The following is a 22,758-nucleotide window of genomic DNA, read 5'->3' on the forward strand; positions in this document are numbered from 1 at the left end:
TCCTGTCAGGCAGCTCGGGCCTTAGCGCGCTGGGCGATGTAGCTCGCCGTCGCGAGAGTGAGGTCAGGGCGAGTTTCGCGGATCTGCTTGATCAACGCGAGTTCGCTCATATCGGCAACAGGTCCGGTAGCGATGCCGTTGGCCCACTGGGCCGCACTAGCTTCGTTCTCGAAGCCCGCTTCGTGGATCGCTGCGGTCTTGTCCCTGCGGTCTCCGAGGACCTTGTGCTTGAGGTTCGTCAGTTGCCCGCTCATGGGGTTGCTCCTACCTAGTAGACATCACTTCTTTTCCACCATGGCATGAATCGCCCTGACAATCGACCAGAATGAACGCCTAAATCCGACGACCTGCTGATGACCGTGTAGTTCAAACGACCGTTTGAGCTACAGCGCCGCGTTCGCCGCCTCGACACGTCCTTGGAGGCGACGAACACCGTCCCGAATCATCGCGCCATACCCCTGCTCGGGCAGTCGTGCGACAGATTGCTGCGCCCGTGCAGCCTGATCTTCGGCGTCTTGGACGCGCCCAGCGCGCAGGTAATCATCACCGAGGTTAAGGTGCAAGCTTGGAGCGAACCCCCCTGTCGAGGGAACTCCGATGGCTGCGAGGTCACCGTCTTGGAGGTGTGTGAACTCTGTCAGGGATTGCTCGTCCCAATGAGTCTCGCTCTGAAGATTCTCCTGCTGGTCGGCCAGGTAGTGCGCCAACACGCACCGTTGGGCATGGTCTTCTTCGACCGTCTCATCCCAGCATTTTTCAAGAGCCGCCTTGGCGGCTTCGCTCCGACCGTTGACCGCTTGACCGACTGCTTCGAGGACTGGTTCCCAACTCATGCCCCCAACGCTAAACGTGAGGACGGACATGGCCGCAGATAGGTAGCTCGAACGACCGTTCATGCACCTCTCACCCGAGGGCTTGAAAACCTTCCAAAATCTTGGCTAGACCTATCACATGAGTAACTACCCAGATCGTCACGCCTTAGGTCGGATCGACGTCATCACCCTCGAAGACCTGCCCGCCCTGAGTCGAGACGTCCCCCTCGACCTCCCGAGCATCCAGGCGGGGTGGTCCGACTTCGAGCATGGCTTCGACTCCTTGAGGGGGCGGCGCATGATGGGCCTCGTCTATGGCGGATCGCAGATCTACCGCATGTGTTCAACACGTCTGGACCGCGATGCTGACAACCCTCTCGGCCTGGACGAAACGACGATCCCCGGTGGGTCATACCTGCGTTTGCGCCTGCGAGGTAAGGCGCCGGCGGTGTACGGACAGATCGGTGAAGCTTTCGATGTCCTTTTTTCGCACGCGGGGCATGACTCCACGCGCCCCCATATCGAAAGCTACCGGCGCGAAGGCGAGATCGACTGCCTCGTACCGATCCTCGTATAGCTCAAACGAAGCTTTCTGCACCGCGTGAACGGGTAGTAGGAGCCTTACTCCGCGAGTCGGCGCAGCATGTTGGCGAGCAGTATGACCGCGTCAGCAGCGATGCCTGCGTTGACTCGATCAGCGCGGGGTGAATGCTTCACCTTGTGTGCGAGGGCTGAGGCCTTCTTCACGAGTCCACGCAGCTCCTCGTTCTCCTTACCGCCCATTCGTTCTGCGATGTAGGCGCCGACACGCAGGTCTGTCTTGTCGACGGGTGGTGGCTTCTCGCCTGCTGCCCAGTGCTTGGCAGGGTCGAAGACGGTGGCGCTCAACGCCTCCAGAACGGCTACAGAGCGGTTCCCGCAGTCACGGTAGTCCTGCATCGCGGTCGCGGTACGGAAACGCTGGCGCAGTCCTGCGATCTCAGTGTCGACTCGCGTCCATCCGGTCTTCGCGTGAGGTGAGACAGGTTCCACCAAGTCTGAGCGGATTTGGACATCCTCGGCTTTTTCCAGGGCTTCGATGATCGGGTCGAAGTGCCGGCCGATGATGTCGCGGCGAGCCTGCCACCCGCCAGAGCCAGAAGCTCCGACGCTGACCCAGTGGGACTTGAACGAGTCATAGTCGCGCCAGGGTGGATCGAAGGTGAGGCCGCGTCGCTCGAGCATTATCCTGAGCGCTCGAAGGATGATCCAGCTTTCTTCTCGCTCGACGTTCGCGGTGCCATCGGTACCGAAGGATGTGTAGGCGCCGCGAACCAGGCGTGCCAGCGACATCGCTGATTCGAGGTCATCGTCTCCTGCGATAGGTCCGCGGGCGAGGTTCTTGATGAGGTCGATGTTCACGCTGCGGCGGATCTTGCCCCAGGGGTCGAGGGGGTCAGTGGGTTCCTCGATCCACAGCTCGCTTTCTCGCACGTCGTTAGCGCCTTTCAGGACTCGCTGTATCGGGAAAGTTGGGAATGGTCCTCGCACAGAGGTTGGCGCCTCGAACGCGACGAAGGTGCCTCAGGGGCGAGCGATCTGAATCTCGTTCCAGAGAGTGCTGACCCAGAGTTCCGCTTGCGGGCGGATTGCGCCGGCGAGGTTCTGGCCGGCTTGTCTGATCTGGCGGGGGTTGGTGATGCGTTCGTGGTGGGCGATGCGGTTGCGTTGGATGTTGAGGCGATCGGCCGCGTCGTACACCCGCCTGCGGGCTGTGCCGGGCAGGAACGCGTTATGCAGGGCGGGTACCCATAGCGTGCGGTCGTAGCTGCGGGAGAGCAGCTTGCGCCAGAACCCGAAGGTGAGAGCAGCGACCATATGGCCAGGTTCGATGGCGGCGTTCCCCGAAGTGCGGGAACGTCTAGCGCGGTCTGCTTCGCACGTGCGGCGCGCTTCACGCAGGCGCTCCGCGTCGCGCGTCGTGAGAACGCGAACGAAGGGGGAGTCCTCGTCATGCCAGGCGCCATAGTGATCGGTGAGCGCATGGTGCAGGGCGTTACGCAGGATGACTTCGACGCCGCCGATGAACACCCAGGTCTTGGCCTGAAGGGCGGCTTGGTTTTCGTAGCGGCGCAGAGCGTCAGCATCGGACAGCAGGCGCCAGCTGTTGGGGTCCTTCTTGTACCAAGACATCCGTTCTTGGGACAGGAGGGTCAGGACCTCGGTGGGATCGATTGGGGCGCTCCTGATTGCTATCCTAGAAGTCGAACGCCGTAGTACCGCTCTGGCTGTGAGCTAGTCGCCTACGCGCAGACTTGAGAAGGGCCTTAGATGATTCGTCACCTGGGGCCCTTCTCCCTGTCTACGCTCATGCCGCGTTGCCGCGCCTAGTCGGGTACACGACCTACGCACCGGGGCACACCCCCACCACGCCCTAAGCCGACTGGAGCATGAGCAACGTTGAGTTCACCCCCTCGGCTGCCCGCCACGGAATCGCCCGCGAAGACGCGATGTACGCGGTGCGTGCTTCCGTGGTCCACGGTTCCCGTTCCGGGCCGTGACGGGCAAGGGGACGCAACGCTGTTCATTGGCCACCCGCAGACGGGCCGGTGGTTGGAAGTCATCGCAGATATTCGTCCCCCGCATGGGGTGCTGATCTTCCACGCGATGGAGTTGACCGGCAAGTTCCGCCCCCACCTCCAGGAGAACTGAGCATGGACTGATACGAGAAAATGCCCCGCGACATCGAGGGCGGCACCGTCGTTCCCAACGCCAGCCGCCTGACCCGCGACCCGAAGGCCGGTGAGCGCATCCTGCTCGACGCCGCCGGGGTGGAGACCTGGGAGGAGTTCGAGCGCGTGGAGATGGGGCGCCCGCGCGTGGGCGAGGGCCGCGGACCCTCCCCGGTGATCCAGACCCGCATCCCCCACGCGTTGAAAGAGCAGCTGGACGCCTACGCCACCGACCACGGCCAGAAGGCCAGCGAAGTCGTACGCGAGGCCCTGGCACGCTTCCTGCGAGCCGCCTGAGCCCCAGGGGACACAGGACGACTGGCTACGCGCGGGTAAGCACCCGAGAACAGTCGGCGTCCCTGGATGCAGGAGGACGTAACGCTGTTGACTCGGGCTGAGACTGCCCGGCGGCTGATGGGCTATCCACCCTGCAGTCCCACCCCACCCCCTACCCTGATCCCATGGACAACATCAGGACCCTCGTGATTCTCGGCGCCTCCGGTGACCTCACCGCGCGCCTCCTGCTCCCGGGGCTGGGCTCGCTGCTCGCCATGCAGCCCGAGCGGGAGATCACGGTCATCGGCTCCGCCCGGGACGACTTCCCGGGTCCGCTCGGCCCGGACGACGACGTGCGCGCGGACACCTGGGAGGAGACTGTCGCCAAGGCGTTCTCGTCCGTGGACGCCACCGGCCCCGCCGTGGACCACGCGCGGGAGAACACCCGCTGGGTTTCGTGCGACGTGACCGAGGCGGCGGACCTCGAGAAGCTGCTGAGCGGCGTCGTCGGCCCCGTGTGCCTGTACTTCGCCCTGGCCCCGGCCATCACCAAGAAGGCGTGCGCGGCCCTGGCTGAGCTGGACTCGCTGCCCGAGGACCTGTACCTCGCCCTGGAGAAGCCCGTGGGCACGGACCTGGACTCCGCGCGGGCGCTGAACGCCCAGGTGGCGCAGCTGGTGGACGAGGAGCACACGTTCCGCGTGGACCACTTCCTGGGCATGCCCGGGGTGCTGGACATCGTGGGGCTGCGCTTTGCCAACCGGCTGTTCGAGCCCGTGTGGGACCGCCGGCACATCGAGTCCATCGAGATCGTCTTCGACGAGACCCTGGCCCTGGAGGGCCGCGGCGAGTTCTACGACTCCACCGGTGCCGCGCGGGACATGCTGCAGTCCCACCTGCTGCAGGTCATGGCGCTGACCATGATGGATCCACCCTCGCGCTTCGACGCCGTGGAGGTCCCCGCGAACACCGCGCACATCCTGCGCGCCACCCGGCTGTGGGACCAGGAGTCCGCCACGCACGCCGCCGAGCACCCGGGGATCACCCCGGTGGTGCGCGGCCGCTACACCGCCGGGACCGTGGGCGGCCACGAGGTCCCGGACTACGCGCGGGAGAAGGACGTGGACCCGGAGCGGGAGACCGAGACGTTCGTGCAGGTGACCCTGGAGGTGGACACATGGCGCTGGAACGGTGTGCCCGTGACGCTGCGCTCGGGCAAGGCAATCGGCAACCCCGCCCAGCACATTCGCGTGACGTTCCGCCGCCCGCCGCACGAGTACCGGGGCTGGCCGCACCCCACCGCGCCCAATGCCCTGACCGTGGGCTTTGAGGAGGAGCACGTGCAGCTGGAGGCGAACGTGGGCAGCCCCTTCGACTCCCGCGGGATGAACCGGCTCACGCTGTCCAGCGGCGTGCCGGAGCCCGGACTGACCGCGTACGGCTCCGTGATGCGATGGATCCTGGACGGGGACCCCACCTTCACGGTGCGCGCGGACGCCACCGAGGAGGGCTGGCGGATCATCGACCTCATCCAGCACGCCTACGACACCTGCGCCCCGCTGCAGGAGTACCCCGCCGGTTCGGAGGGGCCGCGCCGCCAGGGGTGAGCGCGCACGGCGCCGGAACGCACGTCGTGCGCGGCGCCCGGGCTCCAGGCCGGTCCGGCGAACCACCCCGGCCCGCAGCCCCCGGTTTTTAGTGACACATTCATAAACATGTCCCCCTCCCGGTAGGTCGGCCCGTGTTCAGCACGCCCCGTCTGATATTCAGGTTTTACCCAGGTTTCATTCTGGGCATCGGCTGACCACCCCAGGGGAGAGATGACCATGCCTTCATCGGCGCACGATCCGGCGGGCGAGTCCCGGGAACCGGACCCGCAGCACACAGGAGGTGCTCCCGCCACGGGCGGCACGGAGCACCCCGAAACCTCGCACACCGCCGCGGACGACGGCGCGGACCGCACCCGCGCCATCCCGTCCGACGGCACCACCGCCCCCACGAGCGCCGGGACGGCCGCTCCGGCCTACACACCGCCCGCCGCGCTGGCGAGCATGACCGGGCGCCACTGGTGGGTCCCCGTCGTGGCGGGCCTCGGCGGCTACGCCGGCACCGTCATCGGGTCGATCATCGCGCTGCTGCTGAGTGCGCTGGGCCTGGCCATCTCCAACGATTCGAGCAGTGGCGTCACCGAGCAGCTGAACGACCAGCTGGGGGACGCCGTGGGGGTTGACACCGAGACCTCCGGATGGAGCTGGATTGTCTCCGCCCCGTTCCAACTCGCCGCGATGGCCGCGCTGGTGCCGCTGCGCGCGATCATCAGCGCGGACGGCGACAGTGCGTCCGGTGGCATCACGGTCCCGCAGTACTTCGCCCTCGCGTGCGGCATCGCGGCAGCGTGGTTCCTCGCCCGCAAGCTCTCCGCCGGACTGCGCGTGGAGACCCGTGCCGTGCAGTGGGTCATGGCTGCCCTGAGCGGCGTCACGTGGGGCCTGCTGGCTCTGATCGGCACCGTGCTCACCGCCCTGCAGTCGGACACCACTATGTTCTACACGGACGTGCGGCTGCGCATCACGGCCATGGGCGGCCTGCTGTTCCCCGTGCTGTTCGTGGTGGGTTTGCTGACGGCGGCCGCGGCATTCAATGCCCGCTCCACCCAGACCACCCCCGGCCGTGTGGTGATCGGCGCCGAGCGCACCGCCCCCGGTCTGCTCCAGGTGCTGCGCCCCATGGCGGTGCAGTTCGCGGTGTTCGGCAGTCTGGCCGGGCTGGGCCTGCTGATCTTCGTGTTCATCAAGCTGGGCGCGGCAGCCGGGTTCTCCGCCCTGCTGTGGCTGCCGCTCGCGGTGGGCTGGCTGTTCGTCGCGTCCCTGCTGTCCGGGCTGTACACCGGGGGCGCGGCCTCCGGCTTTGGTGACCTCGCGGGACGCCACGACGTCTTCTACCTGTGGTCCGACGGCACCATCCCCGCCTGGGCCGTGGTGCTGAGCATCCTGCTGGCCGTCGTCTCCGTGGTGTGCGCCGCCCTCGTGTGGGCACACGTGCGTCCCGTGGACCAGCGCGTCACGCGCAACCCGTTCTCCTGGGCCGTGCTGCCGCTGGCCTACTTCGTGCTGGGCCTGCTGCTCATGTGGCTGCTCCGGGTGTCCGGCACCTTCCTCGGTGAGGGCTCCAGCACGGCGTCCGCCGGCTTCAGCGTGCGCCCGGCCGGCTGGACCTGCCTGGTGTTCCTGCTGTGGGGGGTGGTCATCGAGCTCCTGGCCCGTTTCGTGGCCCCCGCGTTCATGCACTCCCTGCCCGCTCCCCTGACCCGCGCACTGCGCGGATCGGACCGGGCCCGCGGCCGCGCCGCCGTGGTGGCCTCCGCCGCCGCAATGGGCGGCGCGGGTGTCGCCGCCGCGCACCGTACCGCACCGCACGCCTCGGCACCCGACGACGCCGTCCCCGGCACCACCGCACCCGGTGCCCCGGCGCAGGCAGCGGCGGGAACGACGTCGCCCGGGCAGTACCCCGCCGACGAGCGGGTGAGCGCCCAGCGGGACGTCCCCGCCGCGGGCGAGCAGACGCGGACGCTGCCGAGCTACGACGACCCCACGTCCACCGCGAGCATGCCCGTGCAGCGCACCCCGATGGACCCGGCGAAGAAGAAGCGGATCCGGCTGGTCGCGATCATCGTGGGCGCACTGGTCCTGCTGGGCGTGGTGGCCGCGGTGGTGTTCTCCATCCTGAGCCGCACCGTGTTCGGTCCGGACAACCAGGCCGAGGAGCTGCTGCGGTCCGTGCAGAACGGCAAAGCCTCCGCGGTGACGGACACGGCGAACCCCAATGTGAACACCGCCGAGCGCGCGCTGCTCACCGACGGCGTCTACGGCGCCGCACAGAACCGGATCTCCTCCTACGAGGTCAAGGACACGGACATCAACGGGGACCACGCCACGGTCCACGCGAACGTCACCCAGGACGGGGTGACCACCCCCGTGGACGTGCCCATGGTCAGCGACTCGCGCAACGGGCTGTTCAAGTCCTGGCGCGTGGACGACTCCTCCGGCAACCCGCTGTACCAGACGTTCAGCGTGGAGGTGCCCGCCGGTGTGGGCGAGCTGACCGTGAACGACCAGAAGGTCGCGGTGGACCAGCAGAATGACACCCGCACCCAGCAGTTCACCGTGCTCCCGGGCGACTACGCCGTGGGTGTGGCCTCCCCGGGCAAGTACGTGACCTACGGCGGCAACCAGGTGGCGGAGATCCGCGCCGGGGCGCAGTCCATGGAGTCGAGCATGTCCTTCAGCCGGTCCTTCACCCCCGCGCTGGAGCAGGACCTCACCAAGCAGCTCAACGCCACACTGGACCAGTGCGCCCAGAAGGCGGAGTTCGAGCCCCAGGGCTGCCCGTTCGAGTACTCGATCTTCGGGGACAAGAAGGACTATCGCAACCCCTCGTGGACCATCGAGCGCTACCCCACGTACTCGGTGTCCTCCTCCTCGGAGACGAGCGACGAGATCTCGTACTCCACCTCCAGGTCCGGTGAGGTGCGGCTGGACTACCAGTACAACGAGGAGTACGACGACGACGAACCCGCCGACTGGAAGGACAAGGACACCACCTCGAGCATCTACGGCTCGGGCACGGTGACCGTCTCCGGGGACAAGCTCACCGTGAAGACGAACGACTGATCCCCACCCGCCACCGCCCACCGTGGTGACACCGAACGCCCCTCCCCCGCGCGGGGAGGGGCGTTCGTGCGTGATGGGCGCGGTGGCGCCGCCGTGCCGGAGCGCGGGGATGGACGCAGCCCCTCCCCGCGCGCGTGCGGGGAGGGGCTGCGTCGAGTGTGCTGCGGGGGCGCCCCGGCAGGAAGGGCGAGGACCGTGGAGGGGGCGGCGCGGCGTCGTCGTCCCGCGGCGGGAACCGCGGCCTCAGAGGTCCTGCGGCCCCAGCGGCAGGCCCAGCAGATACCAGAGCACGAACAGCAGGAACCAGCCGATCAGCATGGCGATCGAGACCGGGAGCACCAGGGAGATGAGCGTGCCCACGCCGGCCTCCTTCTGGTAGCGGCGGAGGTAGCCGAGCACGAGCGCGAAGTAGGGGCTCACGGGGCTGATCACGTTGGTGGGGGAGTCGCCGATGCGGAACAGCGCCTGGGTCATCTCCGGGGACACGTTCAGCAGCATGAGCATGGGCACCATCACCGGCGCCAGCAGCGTCCACTGGGCGGAACCGGAGGTGATGAGCAGGTTCATCACGGCCACGATCAGCACGATCCCCGTGAAGGTGAACACCGGGCTGAGCCCCAGCGAGCCGATGAAGTCCGCGCCGTACACGGCCAGCACGGGTCCGATCCCGGACCACTGGAAGTACGCGGTGAACTGAGCGGCCGCGAAGAACAGCACGAGCACCGGCGTCACGGTGGTCAGTCCCTTGGCCATGGCCTCGGGGATCTCGCGGGCCCGCGTCATGGTCCCGGCGGCGCGGCCGTACACCCAGCCCACCACCGCGAACACGATGGCGATCACGATGCCCACGTTGAGCAGCAGCGGGGACATCAGCACGGAACCGTCCTCGGCGCGCAGCGGTGAGCCGGGGATCAGCAGCAGCAGGAGGTAGAGCGCCAGCATGACCAGGAAGGCGATCCCGGCATTGCGCAGACCGCGCTTCTCTCGGGGCTTGAGGCGCATGTCGTTGAAGTCGCCCATGTCCTGCTGCTTGGTGTCCGTGTCCTCGGCGAGCGCCTCACCGCGCTTGGAGAGCACGGTCTCGGTGACCAGGGTGATGATCGCGGCCAGCACCAGCGAGGAGACGAACGTGAAGAAGTAGTTGGACACCGGCGTGACGATCACGCTCTTGTCGATCAGCCCCGCGGCCGCGGTGGTGATGCCGCCCAGCAGCGCGTCCGACGCCGTGGGAAGCAGGGACGCGTTGAAGCCGGCCGCCACGGAGCAGAACGCCACGATCAGACCCACCACGGGTGAGCGCCCGGCGGCCTTGAACGCGAGTGCCCCCAGCGGGATCAGCACCACGTACATGGCGTCCGAGGCGATGGAGCCGGTGATGCCGGTGAGCGCGAGCACGAACGTGAGCCACTTGGGCCCCACGCGCGCCACCGAACCGCGCAGTGCCGCGGAGAGCATCCCGGACTGCTCGGCCACGGCCACACCCAGCAGCACCACGATCACCAGGCCCAGCGGGGGGAACTCCACGAAGTTGGTCACCGATTCGGAGATCATCTTCCGCAGCCCGTCCGGGGCCAGGAGGTTGGTGACCGCCACGGTCTTGCCGGTGGCAGGGTTCACGGCGCTGAGTCCCACGGCGGAGAGGACCCAGCTGAGCAGGAGCACGATGCCCGCGAGCATCAGGAAGAGCCAGAAGGGATCGGGAAGCTTGTTGCCCACCCATTCGATCCAGTTCAGGATCCTGAGCAGGACACCGGTTCCCCTGGTCCCGGTCCCTTTCGGGCGGGCGCTGGGCGCGGTGGAGGACATGGCGGGTTCCGTTCTGACGGCTGCGGCGGACGCGTGATCTGCCCACCGTACGCAACCACCGGGCTCGGGCGGGGCAGGACACGGGCACGCGGACAAGATGGCGCCACCCGGCCCGGGAAGGGCGACGCCGCGGCGCCACCGGGGCGCTCACGCAACGTAGTGGGTGTGCCCCGACCAGGGCCCCGGCGCGTCACACAGCCGCCCTTAGTGTCATTCTGACTTTTAGCCGTTAGAGTCGCTGTGACATCAACTGGGCACCCCCGGTTCCCCCGTGGAAGGCGGCCCCCGTGAGCACACCGTGCGCGAGCATCGCCGTGTCCACCGTGATCTTCACGGTGCGCCCCACCGGCCCCGGTGGCCGCCACGAGCTGTGGCTGCCGCTGGTGCGCCGCATCCGCGAGCCGTACCACCACATGTGGGCCCTGCCCGGCGGCCCGCTGGACGGGGACCAGACGCTCGAGGACGCCGCGACCGCGTACCTGCGGCTCACCGCGGGCCTGGACGCCTCCCACCTGGAGCAGCTCGCCACGTTCGGCGGGCTCACCCGGTCCCAGGGCGCCGACGAGCGCGTGGTCACCGTGGTCTACTGGGCCGCCCTGCCCGCCCAGGACGCCGCGGCGGGCGAGGAGGACCTGAACGTCACGTGGCTGCGGGCCACCGACCTGCCGCCCCTGGCCTTCGACCACTCGCTCGTCGTGGCCCACGCCCTCGAGAGGCTGCGCGACCGGATCGCCGATCCCACGGTGGCGCGCTCCTTCCTGCCCGCCGCCTTCACGATCGCGCAGCTGCGCGAGGTGCACGAGGCGATCCTCGGCCGCTCGGTGGACGCCCCCAACTTCCGCCGCCACGTGCTGCGCTCCGGGCGGCTGCAGGACACCGGCGAGCGCGTTCCCGGCACACCGCACAGACCCCCGGCGCTGTACCGCTTCACGGCGGACGGCGCCCCCGACTTCTTCCGATCCGGACCGAACCCTCTGCACCAGGAGACACCATGACCTCCGTGGCCACCCGCCTGACCCTGCTGACCTCCCGTCCCGACGCCGCGCCCGGCGCGAGCGCCTCGTGCAGCGCGGCGCTCGCCGAGCAGCCGTGGGACTTCCCCACCCCGCTCACCGAGGGCTACGGCCCCGGGGCGTCCCAGCACGACGTCGTCCCCCCGGGCTCGCCGGCACAGCCCGCCATCCCGCAGCGGTACCGGGACGCGAGCCCCCAGGAGCTGGACGCCATGATCCGCGCGGCCAAGCGGACCCTGGGGGAGCGCGTGGTGGTGATGGGCCACTTCTACCAGCGGGACGAGGTCGTGGCGCACGCGGACTTCATCGGGGACTCCTTCCAGCTCGCACAGCAGGCCAGGGCGCACCCGGGGGCGGAGGCCATCGTGTTCTGCGGCGTGCACTTCATGGCGGAGACCGCGGACATCCTCTCCACGGACGCGCAGGCCGTGATCCTGCCGAACCCCGCCGCGGGCTGCTCCATGGCGGACATGGCGGACGAGGACTCGGTGGAGGAGTGCTGGGCCGAGCTCGCGGACGTGCTGGGGCCGCACGCCACGGACGAGAACGGCTCCGTGCTCACGGACGAGCGCGGTGAGCCCCTGGCCTCGGTGGTCCCCGTGACCTACATGAACTCCTCCGCGGCGCTCAAGGCGTTCTGCGGGCGCAACGGCGGCATCGTGTGCACGTCCTCGAACGCCGCCACGGTGCTGGAGTGGGCGTTCGCCCGCGGGCAGCGGGTGCTGTTCTTCCCGGATCAGCACCTGGGGCGCAACACCGCCAAGGCCATGGGGGTGCCCCTGGAGCAGATGCCCCTGTGGAACCCCCGCAAGCCGCTGGGCGGCAACTCCCCCGAGTCCCTGGCCGATGCGCGCGTGATCCTGTGGCACGGCTTCTGCTCCGTGCACCGCCGCTTCACCGTGGCGCAGATCGAGCAGGCGCGCGCCGAGCACCCCGGCTGCACCGTGGTGGCCCACCCCGAGTGCCCCATGGAGGTCGTGGACGCCGCCGACTCCTCCGGTTCCACCGACCACATCCGCAAGGCCGTGGCGGCCGCTGAACCGGGGCGGACGTTCGCGATCGGCACCGAGATCAACATGGTCAACCGCCTGGCCGCCGAGCACCCCGAGCACACCATTTTCTGCCTGGACCCCGTGATCTGCCCGTGCTCCACGATGTACCGCATCCACCCGGGGTACCTCGCGTGGGTGCTGGAGGAGCTCGTGGCCGGGCGGGTGGTCAACCGGGTGAGCGTGGACCGCGAGGTCGCGCGCGAGGCGTCGGTGGCGCTGGAGCGCATGCTCGCCGCGGTGCCGCGTGCGTGACGCCGTGCCCTCCGGAGCGGCGGACGCTCCCGTGCACGTGCTCGTGGTGGGTTCCGGTGCCGCGGGACTCACCGCGGCACTGCGGGCGACCTCGTGCGGGGCGCGGGTCACCGTGCTCACGAAATCCGCCCTCGGGCACACCGCCACGGACCGGGCGCAGGGCGGGATCGCCGCCACGACCCGCGATCTGCCGGGCGGCCAGTCCCTCGACTCCTCGCAGCTGCACGCCCGGGACACCGAGGCCGCGGGGGCAGGGCTGTGCGATGCCGAGGTGGTGCGCGGCGTCGTCGCCGACTCGCCGGACGCCGTCACCGTCCTCACGGAGCACGGCGTGCGGTTCGACCGCGTGGCCGGTCCCGACTCCCCCTGGGTCCAGGGACTCGAGGGAGCCCACAGCGTGCCGCGGATCCTGCACGCGGGCGGAGACGCCACGGGTCATGTCATGCAGAGCGCGCTGACGGGTGCCGTCCGTACCGCGGCGGCACGGAGTGACATGTCCATCAGGGAATACACCGTGGTCACACGGCTCGAGCTGGACCGTGGCGTGGTGCGCGGTGTGACCGTGCGCCCCGTGGCCGCGGACGGGGGCCTCGGCCCGGAGTCCGTCCTGGCCGCCGACCACGTGGTGCTCGCCACCGGCGGAGCGGGACAGCTGCACCCGTTCACCACGAACCCCGCGGTGGCCACGGGGGACGGCATCGCGCTGGCCCTGCGGGCGGGCGCAGCCGTGCGGGATTTGGAGTTCCTGCAGTTCCACCCCACCGCCCTGGCCGCTCCGGGGTCGTTCCTGATCTCCGAGGCGGTGCGCGGCGAGGGCGCAGTGCTGCGCAACCACCGCGGCGAGCGCTTCATGCTCCAGCAGCACCCGCTCGCGGAGCTCGCACCCCGGGACGTGGTGGCCCGGGCCATTGCGGCCGAACGGGCGTCCGCGCCCGAGGCCGAGGTGTTCCTGGACTGCACGCAGCTCCCCGTGCCGGACGGCACCGTCCGATCCGAGTTCCTGGCCCACCGCTTCCCCACGATCGACCGTGCGCTGCGGGAGCACGGCATCGACTGGTCCCGCGAGCCCGTTCCGGTGAGCCCTGCCGCGCACTACCTCATGGGCGGCGTCGCCACGGACGGAACCGGGCGCACGAGTGTGCCCGGGCTGTGGGCCGCGGGTGAGTGCGCGGCCACCGGCCTGCACGGCGCCAACCGGCTCGCCTCCAACTCGCTGCTGGAGGCCGTGGTCTTCGGTGAACGCATCGGGCGGCTCGTGGCGGACGCGCCGGCCGATCCCACGTCCTGGGCAGGACCCGCACTCCACCCCTCCCTGGAGGACCACGACACCCGCGCCATGTCGCAGGGTCCGCACTCATATGCATATGCATCATCCAGTGCGGCGACCGGCCCGCTCCCGTGTGCGTCGCCCGCACCGGCCCCGACCACTCCACCCGGGCCCCGCGGGCAGGTTCGTCGCACGGCCCGGGGCCAGGCCGCGGCCGCCGCAGTGCCCTTCACGCGCACGTCCCGAAAAGCCACCACGCGTCGGGACGCGCAGAGCCCGTTCACCCGCGCGGCACTGCAGGCCGTGATGTGGCGGGGCGCCGGAGTGGTGCGCACGGACGCGGGGCTCGCGGAGGTGGAGCGGACGCTGGACGGGTGGCTCGCGGCGGCGTCGTCGGAAGGCCCCCGAGCGGAGGCGGAGACGCTGTCGGAGCACGAGGACCGCAACCTGCTGACCGTGGCGCGCGAGCTCGTCAGGGCGGCGCGGCTGCGGACGGAGTCCTGCGGGGCGCACCATCGCGCGGACGGCGCGTCCAGCGCGGGCAGCTCGGGCCACCCGGATCCCCGCGACCCCGCGGCGGGAACCCGCCAGAAACCCGCCCCCGACACTCCCGGCAGCCGCGGGGACCACGACCTCCACGGCGGCCACGGGCCCCGTGACTTCCAGAACACCCAGGACCTCTACGACATTCAGGAAAGGACGGCACATGCTGCACCGCTCAGCCGTTGAGACCGTGATCCGCGCCGGACTCGCGGAGGACGCCCCGTGGGGGGATCTCACCTCCGAGCTCGCGATCCCGGCGGACGCGCGGGCCGCCGCCACGGTGACCGCACGCGAGACCGGAGTGTTCGCCGGGGAGGACGTGATCCGCGTGGGATTCGCCGTGGCCGATCCGGACCTGACCGTGGAGCTGCACGTGCGCGACGGGGACCACCTGGACGCGGGAACCGTGGTGGCAACCATCTCCGGGCCGGCGCGCCCCCTGCTGACCGCCGAGCGCACGGTGCTGAACCTCGTGCAGCGCATGTCCGGGATCACCACGACCACCGCGCGCTACGTGGCCGCGGTGGAGGAGACCGTCGCGGAGGTGGAGCGCGCGAACAAGCTGCCCGCCGGGACCATCACCCGCACCCGCGTGTGCGACACCCGCAAGACCACCCCCGGGCTGCGGACCCTGGAGAAGCACGCGGTGACGTGCGGCGGCGGACACAACCACCGCTTCGGCCTCTCGGACGCCGTGATGCTCAAGGACAACCACCTGGCCGTGCTCACGGCGGGCGGCGCCTCGCTCCCCCGCGCCCTGCGCGAGCTGCGCCGGAAGATGCCCCACACGGCATGCCTGGAGGTGGAGGTGGACCGTCTGGACCAGATCGAGGACGTCCTGGCCGGCGGCGCGGACGTGGTGCTCCTGGACAACTTCGCCCCCGCGGACCTGGTCAGCGGGGTGGCCATGATCGACGGCCGCGCCACCGTGGAGGCCTCCGGCGGCATCACCCTGGAGACCATTAGCCGGGTGGCCGCCACGGGAGTGGACGTGATCTCCGCGGGAGCCCTGACCCATTCCGTCCGCGCACTCGACCTGGGCCTGGACATCGCCGTGGGCTAGTGGGCGTTCACCAGGCTCAGCAGGACCACGGAGTCCTCCTGGGCGTGGAGGGAGTGCCGCTGCTGCGGGATCACGGCGTGCTCCCCCGCGGACAGTGTCACGGAGTCCTCGCCCGCGGCGAGCTCCACGCGTCCCTCGACCACCTGCAGGGTGGCCTCACCGGGGTTCTCGTGCTCCTTGAGATCCTCGCCCTGCACGAGCGCGATCACCGTCTGCTGCAGGCGGTGGCCACGGCCCCCGTGGAGGTTGTGCGCGGCGCGTCCACTGGAGACCTCGTGGGCCTGCTCCAGCAGTGTGCGGGCCAGGGTGGTGAGTGAGTTCGCATCCATGTTCCCTGTCTACCGCAGCTCCCGCCGCCCGTCATCCTTCTGCTCGTGAGAGGACACCCATGATCTACCTGGACCACGCCGCCACCGCCGCTCCCCGCCGGGACGTGCTCGAGGCCATGTGGCCGTGGCTCACCACCGAGTACGGCAACGCGTCCAGCCACCACGAGCGGGGCCGCCGTGCGGCCCGCGCCCTGGAGGACGCCCGCGAGCGCGTGGCCGCGGTGCTCCACGCCCGCCCCGGCGAGATCGTCCTCACCTCCGGCGGCACGGAGGCGGACAACCTCGCGGTCAAGGGCATTGCGCTGGCCCGCCGCGAACGCCGCGCGACCCGCACGCGCGTGGTCCCGAGCGCGATCGAGCACCACGCCGTCCTGGACTCGGCGGCGGACCTCGCCCGGTACGACGGCTTCGAGGCGCGGACCGCTCCCGTGGACGCGAGCGGCGTCGTGCTTCCGGACGCCTTCCGCGCGCTGCTCCGGGGCGACGACGCCGCGGCGGAGGTCGCCGTGGCCTCCGTGATGCTCGCGAACAACGAGGTGGGCACCGTGCAGGACATCGCGGCGCTGGCGGAGATCGCTGCCGAGCACGGCGTCCCCCTGCACACGGATGCCGTGCAGGCCGCGGGAGTGCTGCCGCTGGACGTGCGGGAACTCGGGGTGAGCGCGCTGAGCCTTGCGGGTCACAAGATCGGCACGCCCCCGGGCATCGGACTGCTCTGGGTCAAGCGGGGGACACCCCTGCGGCCGCTGCTGAGCGGCGGGGGTCACGAGCGGGGTCGGCGCTCTGGGACGTCCACGGTGGCCGGGGCGGTGGGGCTCGCCGTCGCCCTGGAGGCGGCGGAGCGCGAGCGCGGCGAGTTCGTGCGGCATGGCGCCGCACTGCGGGACCGGTTGATCGGTGGAATCCTGAGCGGGGTTCCCGGTGCTCTGCTCACGGGCCCGGACCCGAGCGCCGGCGGGAACAGGTTGGCCACGAACGCGAGCTTCTGCTTCCCGGGCGTCAACGGGGAAACCGTGCTGGTGGACCTGGAGAACCGAGGGGTGCTGGTGTCCTCGGGGTCGGCGTGCTCGGCGGGCTCCACGGAACCGTCCCACGTGCTCACCGCCCTGGGCCTCCCGCCGGAGGTGGCGAGCACCGCAGTGCGCTACAGCCTGGGCAGGGACACGACGTGCGAGGACGTAGACGCGGCAGTCACCGCCACCGCGGACGTGGTCACGGCGCTGCGTGGCGGCTCCTGAGCCGGGCGATCTGCTGTCCGTCCGGCCAAGCCGATTCCGTGGCGGCCACCCCGGGGCCCGCCCGGCACCCTGCTGATGCGGCGCGCGGCCGGGATTCGGGGCGTCTGCGACCGGGCGGTGCGGGGTCGCCCGCCACAGTCCGGGCAACGGTGGTCGGGCCCGCTCCCCTACACGGTCACCGGGTACGGCGGCTCCTCCCCGCGGGCCATGGCCACGGCGTTCTCCGCGGCCATGCGCGCCATTCCCGCCCGGGTGCCCTGCTCCGCGGAGCCCACGTGCGGGAGCAGGAACGCGTTGGGCAGCTCCAGCAGCTCGGGCTCCACCGCGGGCTCGTTCTCGAACACGTCCAGGCCTGCCGCGAAGATCTCGCCCGTGCGCAGGGCGCGCACCAGGGCTTCCTCGTCCACCACGGGCCCGCGCGCGGTGTTGATGAGCACCGCGGTGGACTTCATCCGGCGCAGCACGTCCGCGTCGATCAGGTGCGTGGTCTCCTCGGTGAGCGGCACGTGCAGCGAGATGTAGTCGCTCCTCTCCACGAGCTCGTCCCACCGCACCTGGGTCACCCGGCCCGCGAGGTCCCCGAGCTCGTCGTCGGAGACCTCCCGGTCCTGCGGCGGACGCTGCGTGAACACGACCCTCATCCCGAAGCCCAGAGCGCGGTGCGCCACGGCCTTGCCGATGCGCCCCATCCCCGCGATCCCGAGCGTGGCACCCGTGACGTCCTGCCCCACCAGCAGATCCGGGCGCAGACCCTCGAACTGCCCGCTGCGCAGGTGCTCGGAGGCCTCGTGGGCACGACGCGCCGCGCCCAGGAGCAGCAGCACGGCCACGTTCGCGGTGGCATCGTTGAGCACGTCCGGGGTGTTGCCCACCGCGATGCCGTGCTCCGTCGCCGCGGGGACGTCGATGTTGTTGTACCCCACCGCGTAGTTCGCGATGCCCTTGATCGTCGCAGCGCCCAGGAGCTCGGCGTCGAAGCGGTCCGAGGTCTGGGACAGCACCACGTCGTACTCACCACCCGTTACCGCCTCCCGCAGCTCGTCGGCGCTCATGCCGCTGCGGATCTCCACTTCTCCCGCGTCGCGCAGGATGCTCGGGCCGGGTTCGGGGATCTCCTGGGTCACCAGGAAACGGGGCGTGCTCATGGGCGGGACTCCTCGGAATGGCTGGCTGGTAGCGCGAAACCCCGCGCGGCGCGGGCCGGGCGGGGTTTCGCGGGTCATGACGCCTGGAGGCAGCGCGTCACGAGTGGATCAGATGAGGGACTTGGCCCCGGCGCGTGCCTTCTCGAAGCGCTCGGAGACGTCCGCCCAGTTCACGATGTTCCAGAAGGCCTTGACGTAGTCCGCCTTGACGTTCTGGTAGTCCAGGTAGAAGGCGTGCTCCCACATGTCCAGCTGCAGCAGCGGGATGGTGGCCACGGGAACGCCGTTCTGCTGGTCGTACATCTGCTCGATCACCAGGTTCCCGGCAACGGGCTCGTACGCGAGGATGGCCCAGCCTGAGCCCTGGATGCTCGTGGCGGCGGCGGTGAAGTGGTCCCGGAAGCCGTCGAAGGAGCCGAAGAAGGTGTCGATCGCCGCGGCGAGCTCACCGGTGGGCTTGTCGCCGCCCTCGGGGGACAGGTTCTTCCAGAAGATGGAGTGGTTGATGTGACCACCCAGGTTGAACTGCAGGTCCTTGGAGAGCTTGGCGGCACCGGCGGCGTCACCGTTGGCGCGGGCCTCCTCCATCTTCTCCAGTGCGGTGTTCGCACCGGTCACGTACGTGTTGTGGTGCTTGTCGTGGTGCAGCTGCATGATCTGGGCCGAGATGTGCGGCTCCAGCGCGGCGTAGTCGTACGGGAGATCGGGGAGAGTGAACTTTTCAGCCATGGTGAAACATCCTTCCGTTTGCGGGCGTGATGCTTCAACTGTCCATCGCCGCCGTTCCACGGGTCAAGAACGTTCAGCCACTGGCGTACCGCTCCCGGGCCCCGGTCACGTTCCGTCACACCGCGTCCCCCGCGCCCGCTCCTGCTCTACCCTCGGGGCATGCCAGCCGACGACGCCGCCCTCCCCAGTTCCCGTCCCGCCCCGAGCACGGCTGGTCCGGACGTCCTGGACGTGACACCCGCCCGGCACCGTCATGCCGCGGGCATCGTCGAGCTCCGGGACACGCTGGCCCGCTGGATGCAGGCGCGCGGCATCGACCAGTGGCGCGAGGGCGAGTTCACCGCCGCCCAGGTGGAGCAGGAGATCGAACGCGGTGAGTGGTGGGTCGTGGAGGCCCCGGGCCACCCCGAGCGGGTTCTCGCGAGCGTCCGGGTGGTCTGGGAGGACCCCATGATCTGGGGGCAGCAGTCCGAACCCGCCGGATACATCCACGGGGTGGCCGTGGACCGCTGCCTGCGCGGCACGGGAACAGGCCCGCGGCTCGTCCGCGTGGCCGAAGAAGTCATCGCCGCCTCCGGCCGGTCGGTGTCCCGCCTGGACTGCGACACGTCCAACCCCGTTCTCGAACCGTTCTACGCAGGGCTGGGCTACACGCCCCGCGGCGAAGTGGATTTCGACGTGCCCGGCATGGACTACCGGGTGAGGCTGATCCGCATGGAACGCGCCCTGCCCCCGCGGGACGGCACCGGGAGCCCGGCGAACGGCTGAGGCCGCACACCGCCACCTCGGCCGACACCCGCGAACGGGCCCCGCGGCGCCAGTCGGATGGTGGTCGGCGTGCGGGTCCGCCGCGCTCTACGCCTGGTGCGCGCAGCGCCGCCTCGGAGCCTTGCGGTGCGCCGCCGCCGGCCGCGAGCGCACGGCCACGACGGGTTCAGGCGCACGTGTCCCCTTCGGAGACCGGGCCGGTGAAACGGCGGCCCCGCTCGACGACCGGGCCGTGACGTCCTGCCGCATCCGCTCCAGTCCGCGGACGATCTTGTGACGGGAGACCTTGCGGGTCCAGGGGATCTTCCACCACAGCGCACCGCGCACGCGGAAGTCCACACGCATTTGCACATCAACCCCGGTGTCCGTGGGCGCCCACGTGTATTCGAGGGTCATGTCCACGGCCCCCCGCGTGGTGCGCAGGAGAAGTGACTTGCCGGGCACCCGATCCGCGACGATCAGGATGAAATCCACGCTGAACGGGCCCACGGGTGCCTTGAACTCCAGTGCCGATCCCACGTCCAGCTGGTGCTCCGGGGACGTGGGCCAGGTGAACTCCACCCCGAACCACTCCCCCATCTCCTTGGGCCGGCCGATCGCACGGTCGAACTCCTCGACGGACACGGGTACGTCCTGCTCGGCGAGCAGGGTGAAACTGCGGTCGGCGTTCTCGACCTGGGTGATGCGAACGGACATGATCCCTCCCTTGAGCGTGCCTCCCCATGCCGCCCGTCCCACCGGGCAGCAACTGCACGCAAGTAATCGGTGGAATCAGTCTGATGCAAAATTGATGACACGTCATCTCAGTTGAGGGGAGAGGCCCGTGCACAGGCGGTGGACAACCGTTATCCACACGTGTGGAGAGGTCGGTGGATAAATCGAACATACGTTCGAGGAAAATCTTCGGATGGCGACAGGGGCAGCGGGAAGAACGCGCTTGACCAGGGGAAACAGTCCACGGTCAGCCCTGGGCGGAACCGGGACAGCAGGCGTCCCATTTATCCACTCCTGTGGAGAAGACGTGTGGACAACACATGTTGTCCACCCTTTTGGGTGTATCTGCCCACCCATGAGGGGACAATTGTATGACAGTGTTATTTCAGACGTCAGGACACCGGGATCACGCGCAGCCAGCGGAATCCGTGTGCCTCCAGGAGGATGCCGCCGCGAAGGTCCACCGACGCGTTCTCGTGGAGGGACACGGCGGCGGGGAGGAACCCGCTGAGGGTCTCTCCCGTGACGAACTGGGACCAGTCGCTGAAGTTGGCCAGGCACAGCACCACGCTGTGCCTGCCGGGCCGCTGGTACCCGAGGACGTGGGGAGTGTGGGTGCCGAACGGGATCAGGGTGGTGCCCTCGAACTCCGGGGTGCCCCTGCGCACCGCGATCATGCCCCTGATCCCGCCGAAGATCCGCCCCTGCACGGAGAAGAGGTCGTGGCGCCGGTCGTAGTCGTTGGCGCAGTACAGCGGCCGGTGCACCCAGCGGGCGTCGAGCGCGTGGTCGGGGTTCTGCTCCCAGTGGGGGTCGTTGAGCTGCCCCGCCTCGTCCCCCAGATAGATCAGGGGGATGCCCCCGGTGCTCATGGCCAGCGAGTACGCCAGCAGGATGCGGTCCACGGCCGGGCCGGGCTCGGTCTCGAGTCCCAGGAGGGAGGCCGTGGTGCCGCAGACCCGGCAGTCGCCCGTGCGGGGATTGTCCTGGAACGCCACCCCATGGGCGAAGCTGCCGGGATGGCGGCCCGTGTAGAACGCGTTGAGGAACCGGCGGTGGCCGCGTGCGTCGACACCCAGCCGCGCGGCGTCGTCGTCCGAGAAGGTCCAGCCGATGTCGTCGTGGCTGCGCACGTAGTTGACCCACGCGGTGCCCTCGGGGGTGCGGTGGCGCTCGGCGAGGGCGGCGGCGAGCAGGGACACGTCCCGGGTGGCCAGGGCCTCCCACGTGAGCGCCATCTGCAGCGGGTTGTAGGACAGCGCGCACTGCTCCGGGTGGACGTAGCGGATGACCTCGTCCGGGTGGACGATCGCCTCGGACTTGAACACCACCGCGGGCGCCGCCAGGGCCGTCACGGCGTTGAACGCGCGCAGCAGGTCGTGGACGCGGGGCTGGGACTCGCACGTGCTCCCCAGCTGCTTCCAGATGAACGCCACCGCGTCCAGGCGCAGCACCTGGGCACCCTGGTTGGCCAGGAACAGCAGCTCCGCGGCCATGGCGTGGAAGACCTGCGGATTGGAGTAGTTGAGGTCCCACTGGAAGCTGTGGAACGTGGACCACACCCAGCGCGGATCGGGATCACGGGGGTTCGCGGCTCGTCCCGCGGGGGTGCTGTCCACACGGGTGAACACCCCCGGGTGGTCGTCCGGGAAGATCTCCCGCGTGGTGCGCTCGAACTCGTCCGGCATGGTGCGGTCCGGGTAGATCCAGTAGAACCGCTCGTAGTGCGGGTCACCCGCGGCCGCCGCGCGGGCCCACGCGTGCTCGTTGGAGGTGTGGTTGAACACGAAGTCCAGCACCAGGGCGATTCCCTGCGCCCGCAGCTGCGTCGCGAACTCCGCGAGCTCGGCCATGGTGCCCAGCGCCGGGTCCACGTGGCGGTAGGAGGACACCGCGTACCCGCCGTCCGAGTTGCCCCCGGGGCTCTCGTACAGGGGCATCAGGTGCAGGTAGGTCAGGCCGAGTTCCTTGAAGTACGGGATCCGCTCCCGCAGCCCGGCGAGGGTCCCTCCGAAACGGTCCACGTAGCACACGCCGCCCACCGCCTCACGGGAGGAGAACCACGGCTGGTCTCCCGCGCGCTGCCGGTCCAGGTCCTTGAGGTCCTGCGGGCGCTGCACATAGGAATCCCAGGCGGTGAGCACGGCCTGCTCCACGACGTCCCAGAAGTCCGGGCGCGGACCGTAGACGGCGTACAGGGACGTGATCAGCCGGCGAACGTGGCGGGTGAGCCGCCCGGTGAAGACGGCACGGTCCTGGGGACTCGCACGGGTGTCCCGGCGCATGTGCTCCTGCAGCACCTCCAGCAGCTGGTCCTGGCCGGTGACGTCGTGGGGGATAGGATTCTCTGGCAGCACGTGAATGCCTCCT

The 22,758-nt window shown here is 69.7% G+C and carries 20 protein-coding genes; 10 read left to right on the forward strand and 10 right to left on the reverse strand.

The window, feature by feature from the left end; all coding sequences use genetic code 11:
- Positions 1-5: 5 nt before the first annotated feature.
- Positions 6-254, reverse strand: a complete 249-nt coding sequence (locus C1C97_RS07720) for a hypothetical protein (RefSeq protein WP_121031031.1) — start codon at positions 252-254, stop codon at positions 6-8.
- A 129-nt stretch (positions 255-383) separates the two neighbouring features.
- Positions 384-833: a hypothetical protein gene (locus tag C1C97_RS12170; RefSeq protein WP_147406063.1), complete on the reverse strand. Its 450-nt coding sequence runs from the start codon at positions 831-833 to the stop codon at positions 384-386.
- Positions 834-951: 118 nt separating this feature from the next.
- Between C1C97_RS12170 and C1C97_RS07730 the strand changes: the two genes are divergently transcribed.
- The gene (locus C1C97_RS07730) at positions 952-1,389 is read left to right on the forward strand and encodes a GyrI-like domain-containing protein (protein ID WP_110920741.1); all 438 of its coding nucleotides are present in this window, start codon (positions 952-954) and stop codon (positions 1,387-1,389) included.
- A gap of 44 nt (positions 1,390-1,433) precedes the next feature.
- Here C1C97_RS07730 and C1C97_RS07735 read toward each other — a convergent pair whose 3' ends face one another.
- Positions 1,434-2,285, reverse strand: coding sequence for a hypothetical protein (locus C1C97_RS07735; protein ID WP_121031035.1), 852 nt, complete (start codon positions 2,283-2,285; stop codon positions 1,434-1,436).
- A 90-nt stretch (positions 2,286-2,375) separates the two neighbouring features.
- Positions 2,376-2,984 (reverse strand): aminotransferase class IV, encoded by a 609-nt coding sequence (locus C1C97_RS07740; protein WP_121031037.1) that lies wholly within the window; start codon positions 2,982-2,984, stop codon positions 2,376-2,378.
- Between the two features lie 539 nt (positions 2,985-3,523).
- Between C1C97_RS07740 and C1C97_RS07750 the strand changes: the two genes are divergently transcribed.
- The 3 genes from C1C97_RS07750 (at position 3,524) to C1C97_RS07760 (ending at position 8,469) form a co-directional block, all read left to right on the forward strand.
- Positions 3,524-3,820, forward strand: a complete 297-nt coding sequence (locus tag C1C97_RS07750; protein WP_121031039.1) for a hypothetical protein — start codon at positions 3,524-3,526, stop codon at positions 3,818-3,820.
- A gap of 164 nt (positions 3,821-3,984) precedes the next feature.
- On the forward strand, positions 3,985-5,406 hold the full coding sequence (locus tag C1C97_RS07755; RefSeq protein WP_121031041.1) for a glucose-6-phosphate dehydrogenase: 1,422 nt from the start codon (positions 3,985-3,987) through the stop codon (positions 5,404-5,406).
- A 219-nt stretch (positions 5,407-5,625) separates the two neighbouring features.
- On the forward strand, positions 5,626-8,469 hold the full coding sequence (locus C1C97_RS07760) for a DUF4401 domain-containing protein (RefSeq protein WP_233542817.1): 2,844 nt from the start codon (positions 5,626-5,628) through the stop codon (positions 8,467-8,469).
- A 243-nt stretch (positions 8,470-8,712) separates the two neighbouring features.
- Here C1C97_RS07760 and C1C97_RS07765 read toward each other — a convergent pair whose 3' ends face one another.
- Positions 8,713-10,275 (reverse strand): AbgT family transporter, encoded by a 1,563-nt coding sequence (locus C1C97_RS07765; protein WP_110919534.1) that lies wholly within the window; start codon positions 10,273-10,275, stop codon positions 8,713-8,715.
- Positions 10,276-10,562: 287 nt separating this feature from the next.
- On the opposite strand from C1C97_RS07765, the gene C1C97_RS07770 reads away from it, so the two are divergent.
- From C1C97_RS07770 to nadC, 4 genes are read left to right on the forward strand one after another with little or no spacing between them, the layout of a single operon-like run.
- On the forward strand, positions 10,563-11,270 hold the full coding sequence (locus C1C97_RS07770) for an NUDIX hydrolase (RefSeq protein WP_158591139.1): 708 nt from the start codon (positions 10,563-10,565) through the stop codon (positions 11,268-11,270).
- The gene (gene nadA / locus C1C97_RS07775) at positions 11,267-12,592 is read left to right on the forward strand and encodes a quinolinate synthase NadA (protein ID WP_121031044.1); all 1,326 of its coding nucleotides are present in this window, start codon (positions 11,267-11,269) and stop codon (positions 12,590-12,592) included. The genes C1C97_RS07770 and nadA overlap by 4 nt, the downstream gene beginning before the upstream one ends.
- Complete coding sequence (locus C1C97_RS07780; protein ID WP_121031046.1) at positions 12,585-14,588, forward strand: L-aspartate oxidase; 2,004 nt, start codon at positions 12,585-12,587, stop codon at positions 14,586-14,588. Before nadA ends, C1C97_RS07780 begins: the two co-directional genes overlap by 8 nt.
- Positions 14,566-15,465, forward strand: coding sequence for a carboxylating nicotinate-nucleotide diphosphorylase (gene nadC, locus C1C97_RS07785; RefSeq protein ID WP_121031048.1), 900 nt, complete (start codon positions 14,566-14,568; stop codon positions 15,463-15,465). The genes C1C97_RS07780 and nadC overlap by 23 nt, the downstream gene beginning before the upstream one ends.
- Here nadC and C1C97_RS07790 read toward each other — a convergent pair.
- Positions 15,462-15,794 carry a cupin domain-containing protein gene (locus C1C97_RS07790; protein WP_110919530.1) on the reverse strand — a complete coding sequence of 111 codons (333 nt, stop codon included), beginning with the start codon at positions 15,792-15,794 and terminating at the stop codon, positions 15,462-15,464. The two genes, nadC and C1C97_RS07790, sit on opposite strands and share 4 nt — an antisense overlap.
- A 59-nt stretch (positions 15,795-15,853) precedes the next feature.
- On the opposite strand from C1C97_RS07790, the gene C1C97_RS07795 reads away from it, so the two are divergent.
- Positions 15,854-17,032 (forward strand): cysteine desulfurase family protein, encoded by a 1,179-nt coding sequence (locus C1C97_RS07795; protein ID WP_121031050.1) that lies wholly within the window; start codon positions 15,854-15,856, stop codon positions 17,030-17,032.
- A gap of 167 nt (positions 17,033-17,199) precedes the next feature.
- Here C1C97_RS07795 and C1C97_RS07800 read toward each other — a convergent pair whose 3' ends face one another.
- Positions 17,200-18,177, reverse strand: coding sequence for a 2-hydroxyacid dehydrogenase (locus C1C97_RS07800; RefSeq protein ID WP_121031052.1), 978 nt, complete (start codon positions 18,175-18,177; stop codon positions 17,200-17,202).
- 108 nt (positions 18,178-18,285) lie between these two features.
- On the reverse strand, positions 18,286-18,906 hold the full coding sequence (locus C1C97_RS07805; RefSeq protein WP_110919527.1) for a superoxide dismutase: 621 nt from the start codon (positions 18,904-18,906) through the stop codon (positions 18,286-18,288).
- Positions 18,907-19,065: 159 nt separating this feature from the next.
- On the opposite strand from C1C97_RS07805, the gene C1C97_RS07810 reads away from it, so the two are divergent.
- Positions 19,066-19,674: a GNAT family N-acetyltransferase gene (locus C1C97_RS07810; RefSeq protein WP_110919526.1), complete on the forward strand. Its 609-nt coding sequence runs from the start codon at positions 19,066-19,068 to the stop codon at positions 19,672-19,674.
- A gap of 87 nt (positions 19,675-19,761) precedes the next feature.
- Here the strand turns inward: C1C97_RS07810 and C1C97_RS07815 are convergent, their stop codons facing one another.
- Both C1C97_RS07815 and C1C97_RS07820 read right to left on the reverse strand, forming a co-directional pair.
- Positions 19,762-20,370, reverse strand: coding sequence for an SRPBCC family protein (locus C1C97_RS07815; RefSeq protein WP_121031054.1), 609 nt, complete (start codon positions 20,368-20,370; stop codon positions 19,762-19,764).
- 410 nt (positions 20,371-20,780) lie between these two features.
- Complete coding sequence (locus C1C97_RS07820) at positions 20,781-22,673, reverse strand: alpha-amylase family protein (RefSeq protein ID WP_199712233.1); 1,893 nt, start codon at positions 22,671-22,673, stop codon at positions 20,781-20,783.
- Positions 22,674-22,758 lie beyond the last annotated feature (85 nt).

The organism is Kocuria tytonis, assembly GCF_003226895.2.
GTDB classification, from domain to species: domain Bacteria; phylum Actinomycetota; class Actinomycetes; order Actinomycetales; family Micrococcaceae; genus Kocuria; species Kocuria tytonis.

Bases quoted from the DNA above. Each gene is read 5' to 3' on its own strand.
- nadA (WP_121031044.1), top strand. From the start codon at position 11,267: ATGACCTCCGTGGCCACCCGCCTGACCCTGCTGACCTCCCGTCCCGAC.
- C1C97_RS07800 (WP_121031052.1), bottom strand. From the start codon at position 18,177: ATGAGCACGCCCCGTTTCCTGGTGACCCAGGAGATCCCCGAACCCGGC.
- C1C97_RS07805 (WP_110919527.1), bottom strand. From the start codon at position 18,906: ATGGCTGAAAAGTTCACTCTCCCCGATCTCCCGTACGACTACGCCGCG.
- C1C97_RS07815 (WP_121031054.1), bottom strand. From the start codon at position 20,370: ATGTCCGTTCGCATCACCCAGGTCGAGAACGCCGACCGCAGTTTCACC.
- C1C97_RS07810 (WP_110919526.1), top strand. From the start codon at position 19,066: ATGCCAGCCGACGACGCCGCCCTCCCCAGTTCCCGTCCCGCCCCGAGC.
- C1C97_RS07750 (WP_121031039.1), top strand. From the start codon at position 3,524: ATGCCCCGCGACATCGAGGGCGGCACCGTCGTTCCCAACGCCAGCCGC.
- C1C97_RS07765 (WP_110919534.1), bottom strand. From the start codon at position 10,275: ATGTCCTCCACCGCGCCCAGCGCCCGCCCGAAAGGGACCGGGACCAGG.
- C1C97_RS07730 (WP_110920741.1), top strand. From the start codon at position 952: ATGAGTAACTACCCAGATCGTCACGCCTTAGGTCGGATCGACGTCATC.
- C1C97_RS07795 (WP_121031050.1), top strand. From the start codon at position 15,854: ATGATCTACCTGGACCACGCCGCCACCGCCGCTCCCCGCCGGGACGTG.
- nadC (WP_121031048.1), top strand. From the start codon at position 14,566: ATGCTGCACCGCTCAGCCGTTGAGACCGTGATCCGCGCCGGACTCGCG.
- C1C97_RS12170 (WP_147406063.1), bottom strand. From the start codon at position 833: ATGAGTTGGGAACCAGTCCTCGAAGCAGTCGGTCAAGCGGTCAACGGT.
- C1C97_RS07740 (WP_121031037.1), bottom strand. From the start codon at position 2,984: ATGTCTTGGTACAAGAAGGACCCCAACAGCTGGCGCCTGCTGTCCGAT.
- C1C97_RS07720 (WP_121031031.1), bottom strand. From the start codon at position 254: ATGAGCGGGCAACTGACGAACCTCAAGCACAAGGTCCTCGGAGACCGC.
- C1C97_RS07790 (WP_110919530.1), bottom strand. From the start codon at position 15,794: ATGGATGCGAACTCACTCACCACCCTGGCCCGCACACTGCTGGAGCAG.
- C1C97_RS07755 (WP_121031041.1), top strand. From the start codon at position 3,985: ATGGACAACATCAGGACCCTCGTGATTCTCGGCGCCTCCGGTGACCTC.
- C1C97_RS07820 (WP_199712233.1), bottom strand. From the start codon at position 22,673: ATGCGCCGGGACACCCGTGCGAGTCCCCAGGACCGTGCCGTCTTCACC.
- C1C97_RS07760 (WP_233542817.1), top strand. From the start codon at position 5,626: ATGCCTTCATCGGCGCACGATCCGGCGGGCGAGTCCCGGGAACCGGAC.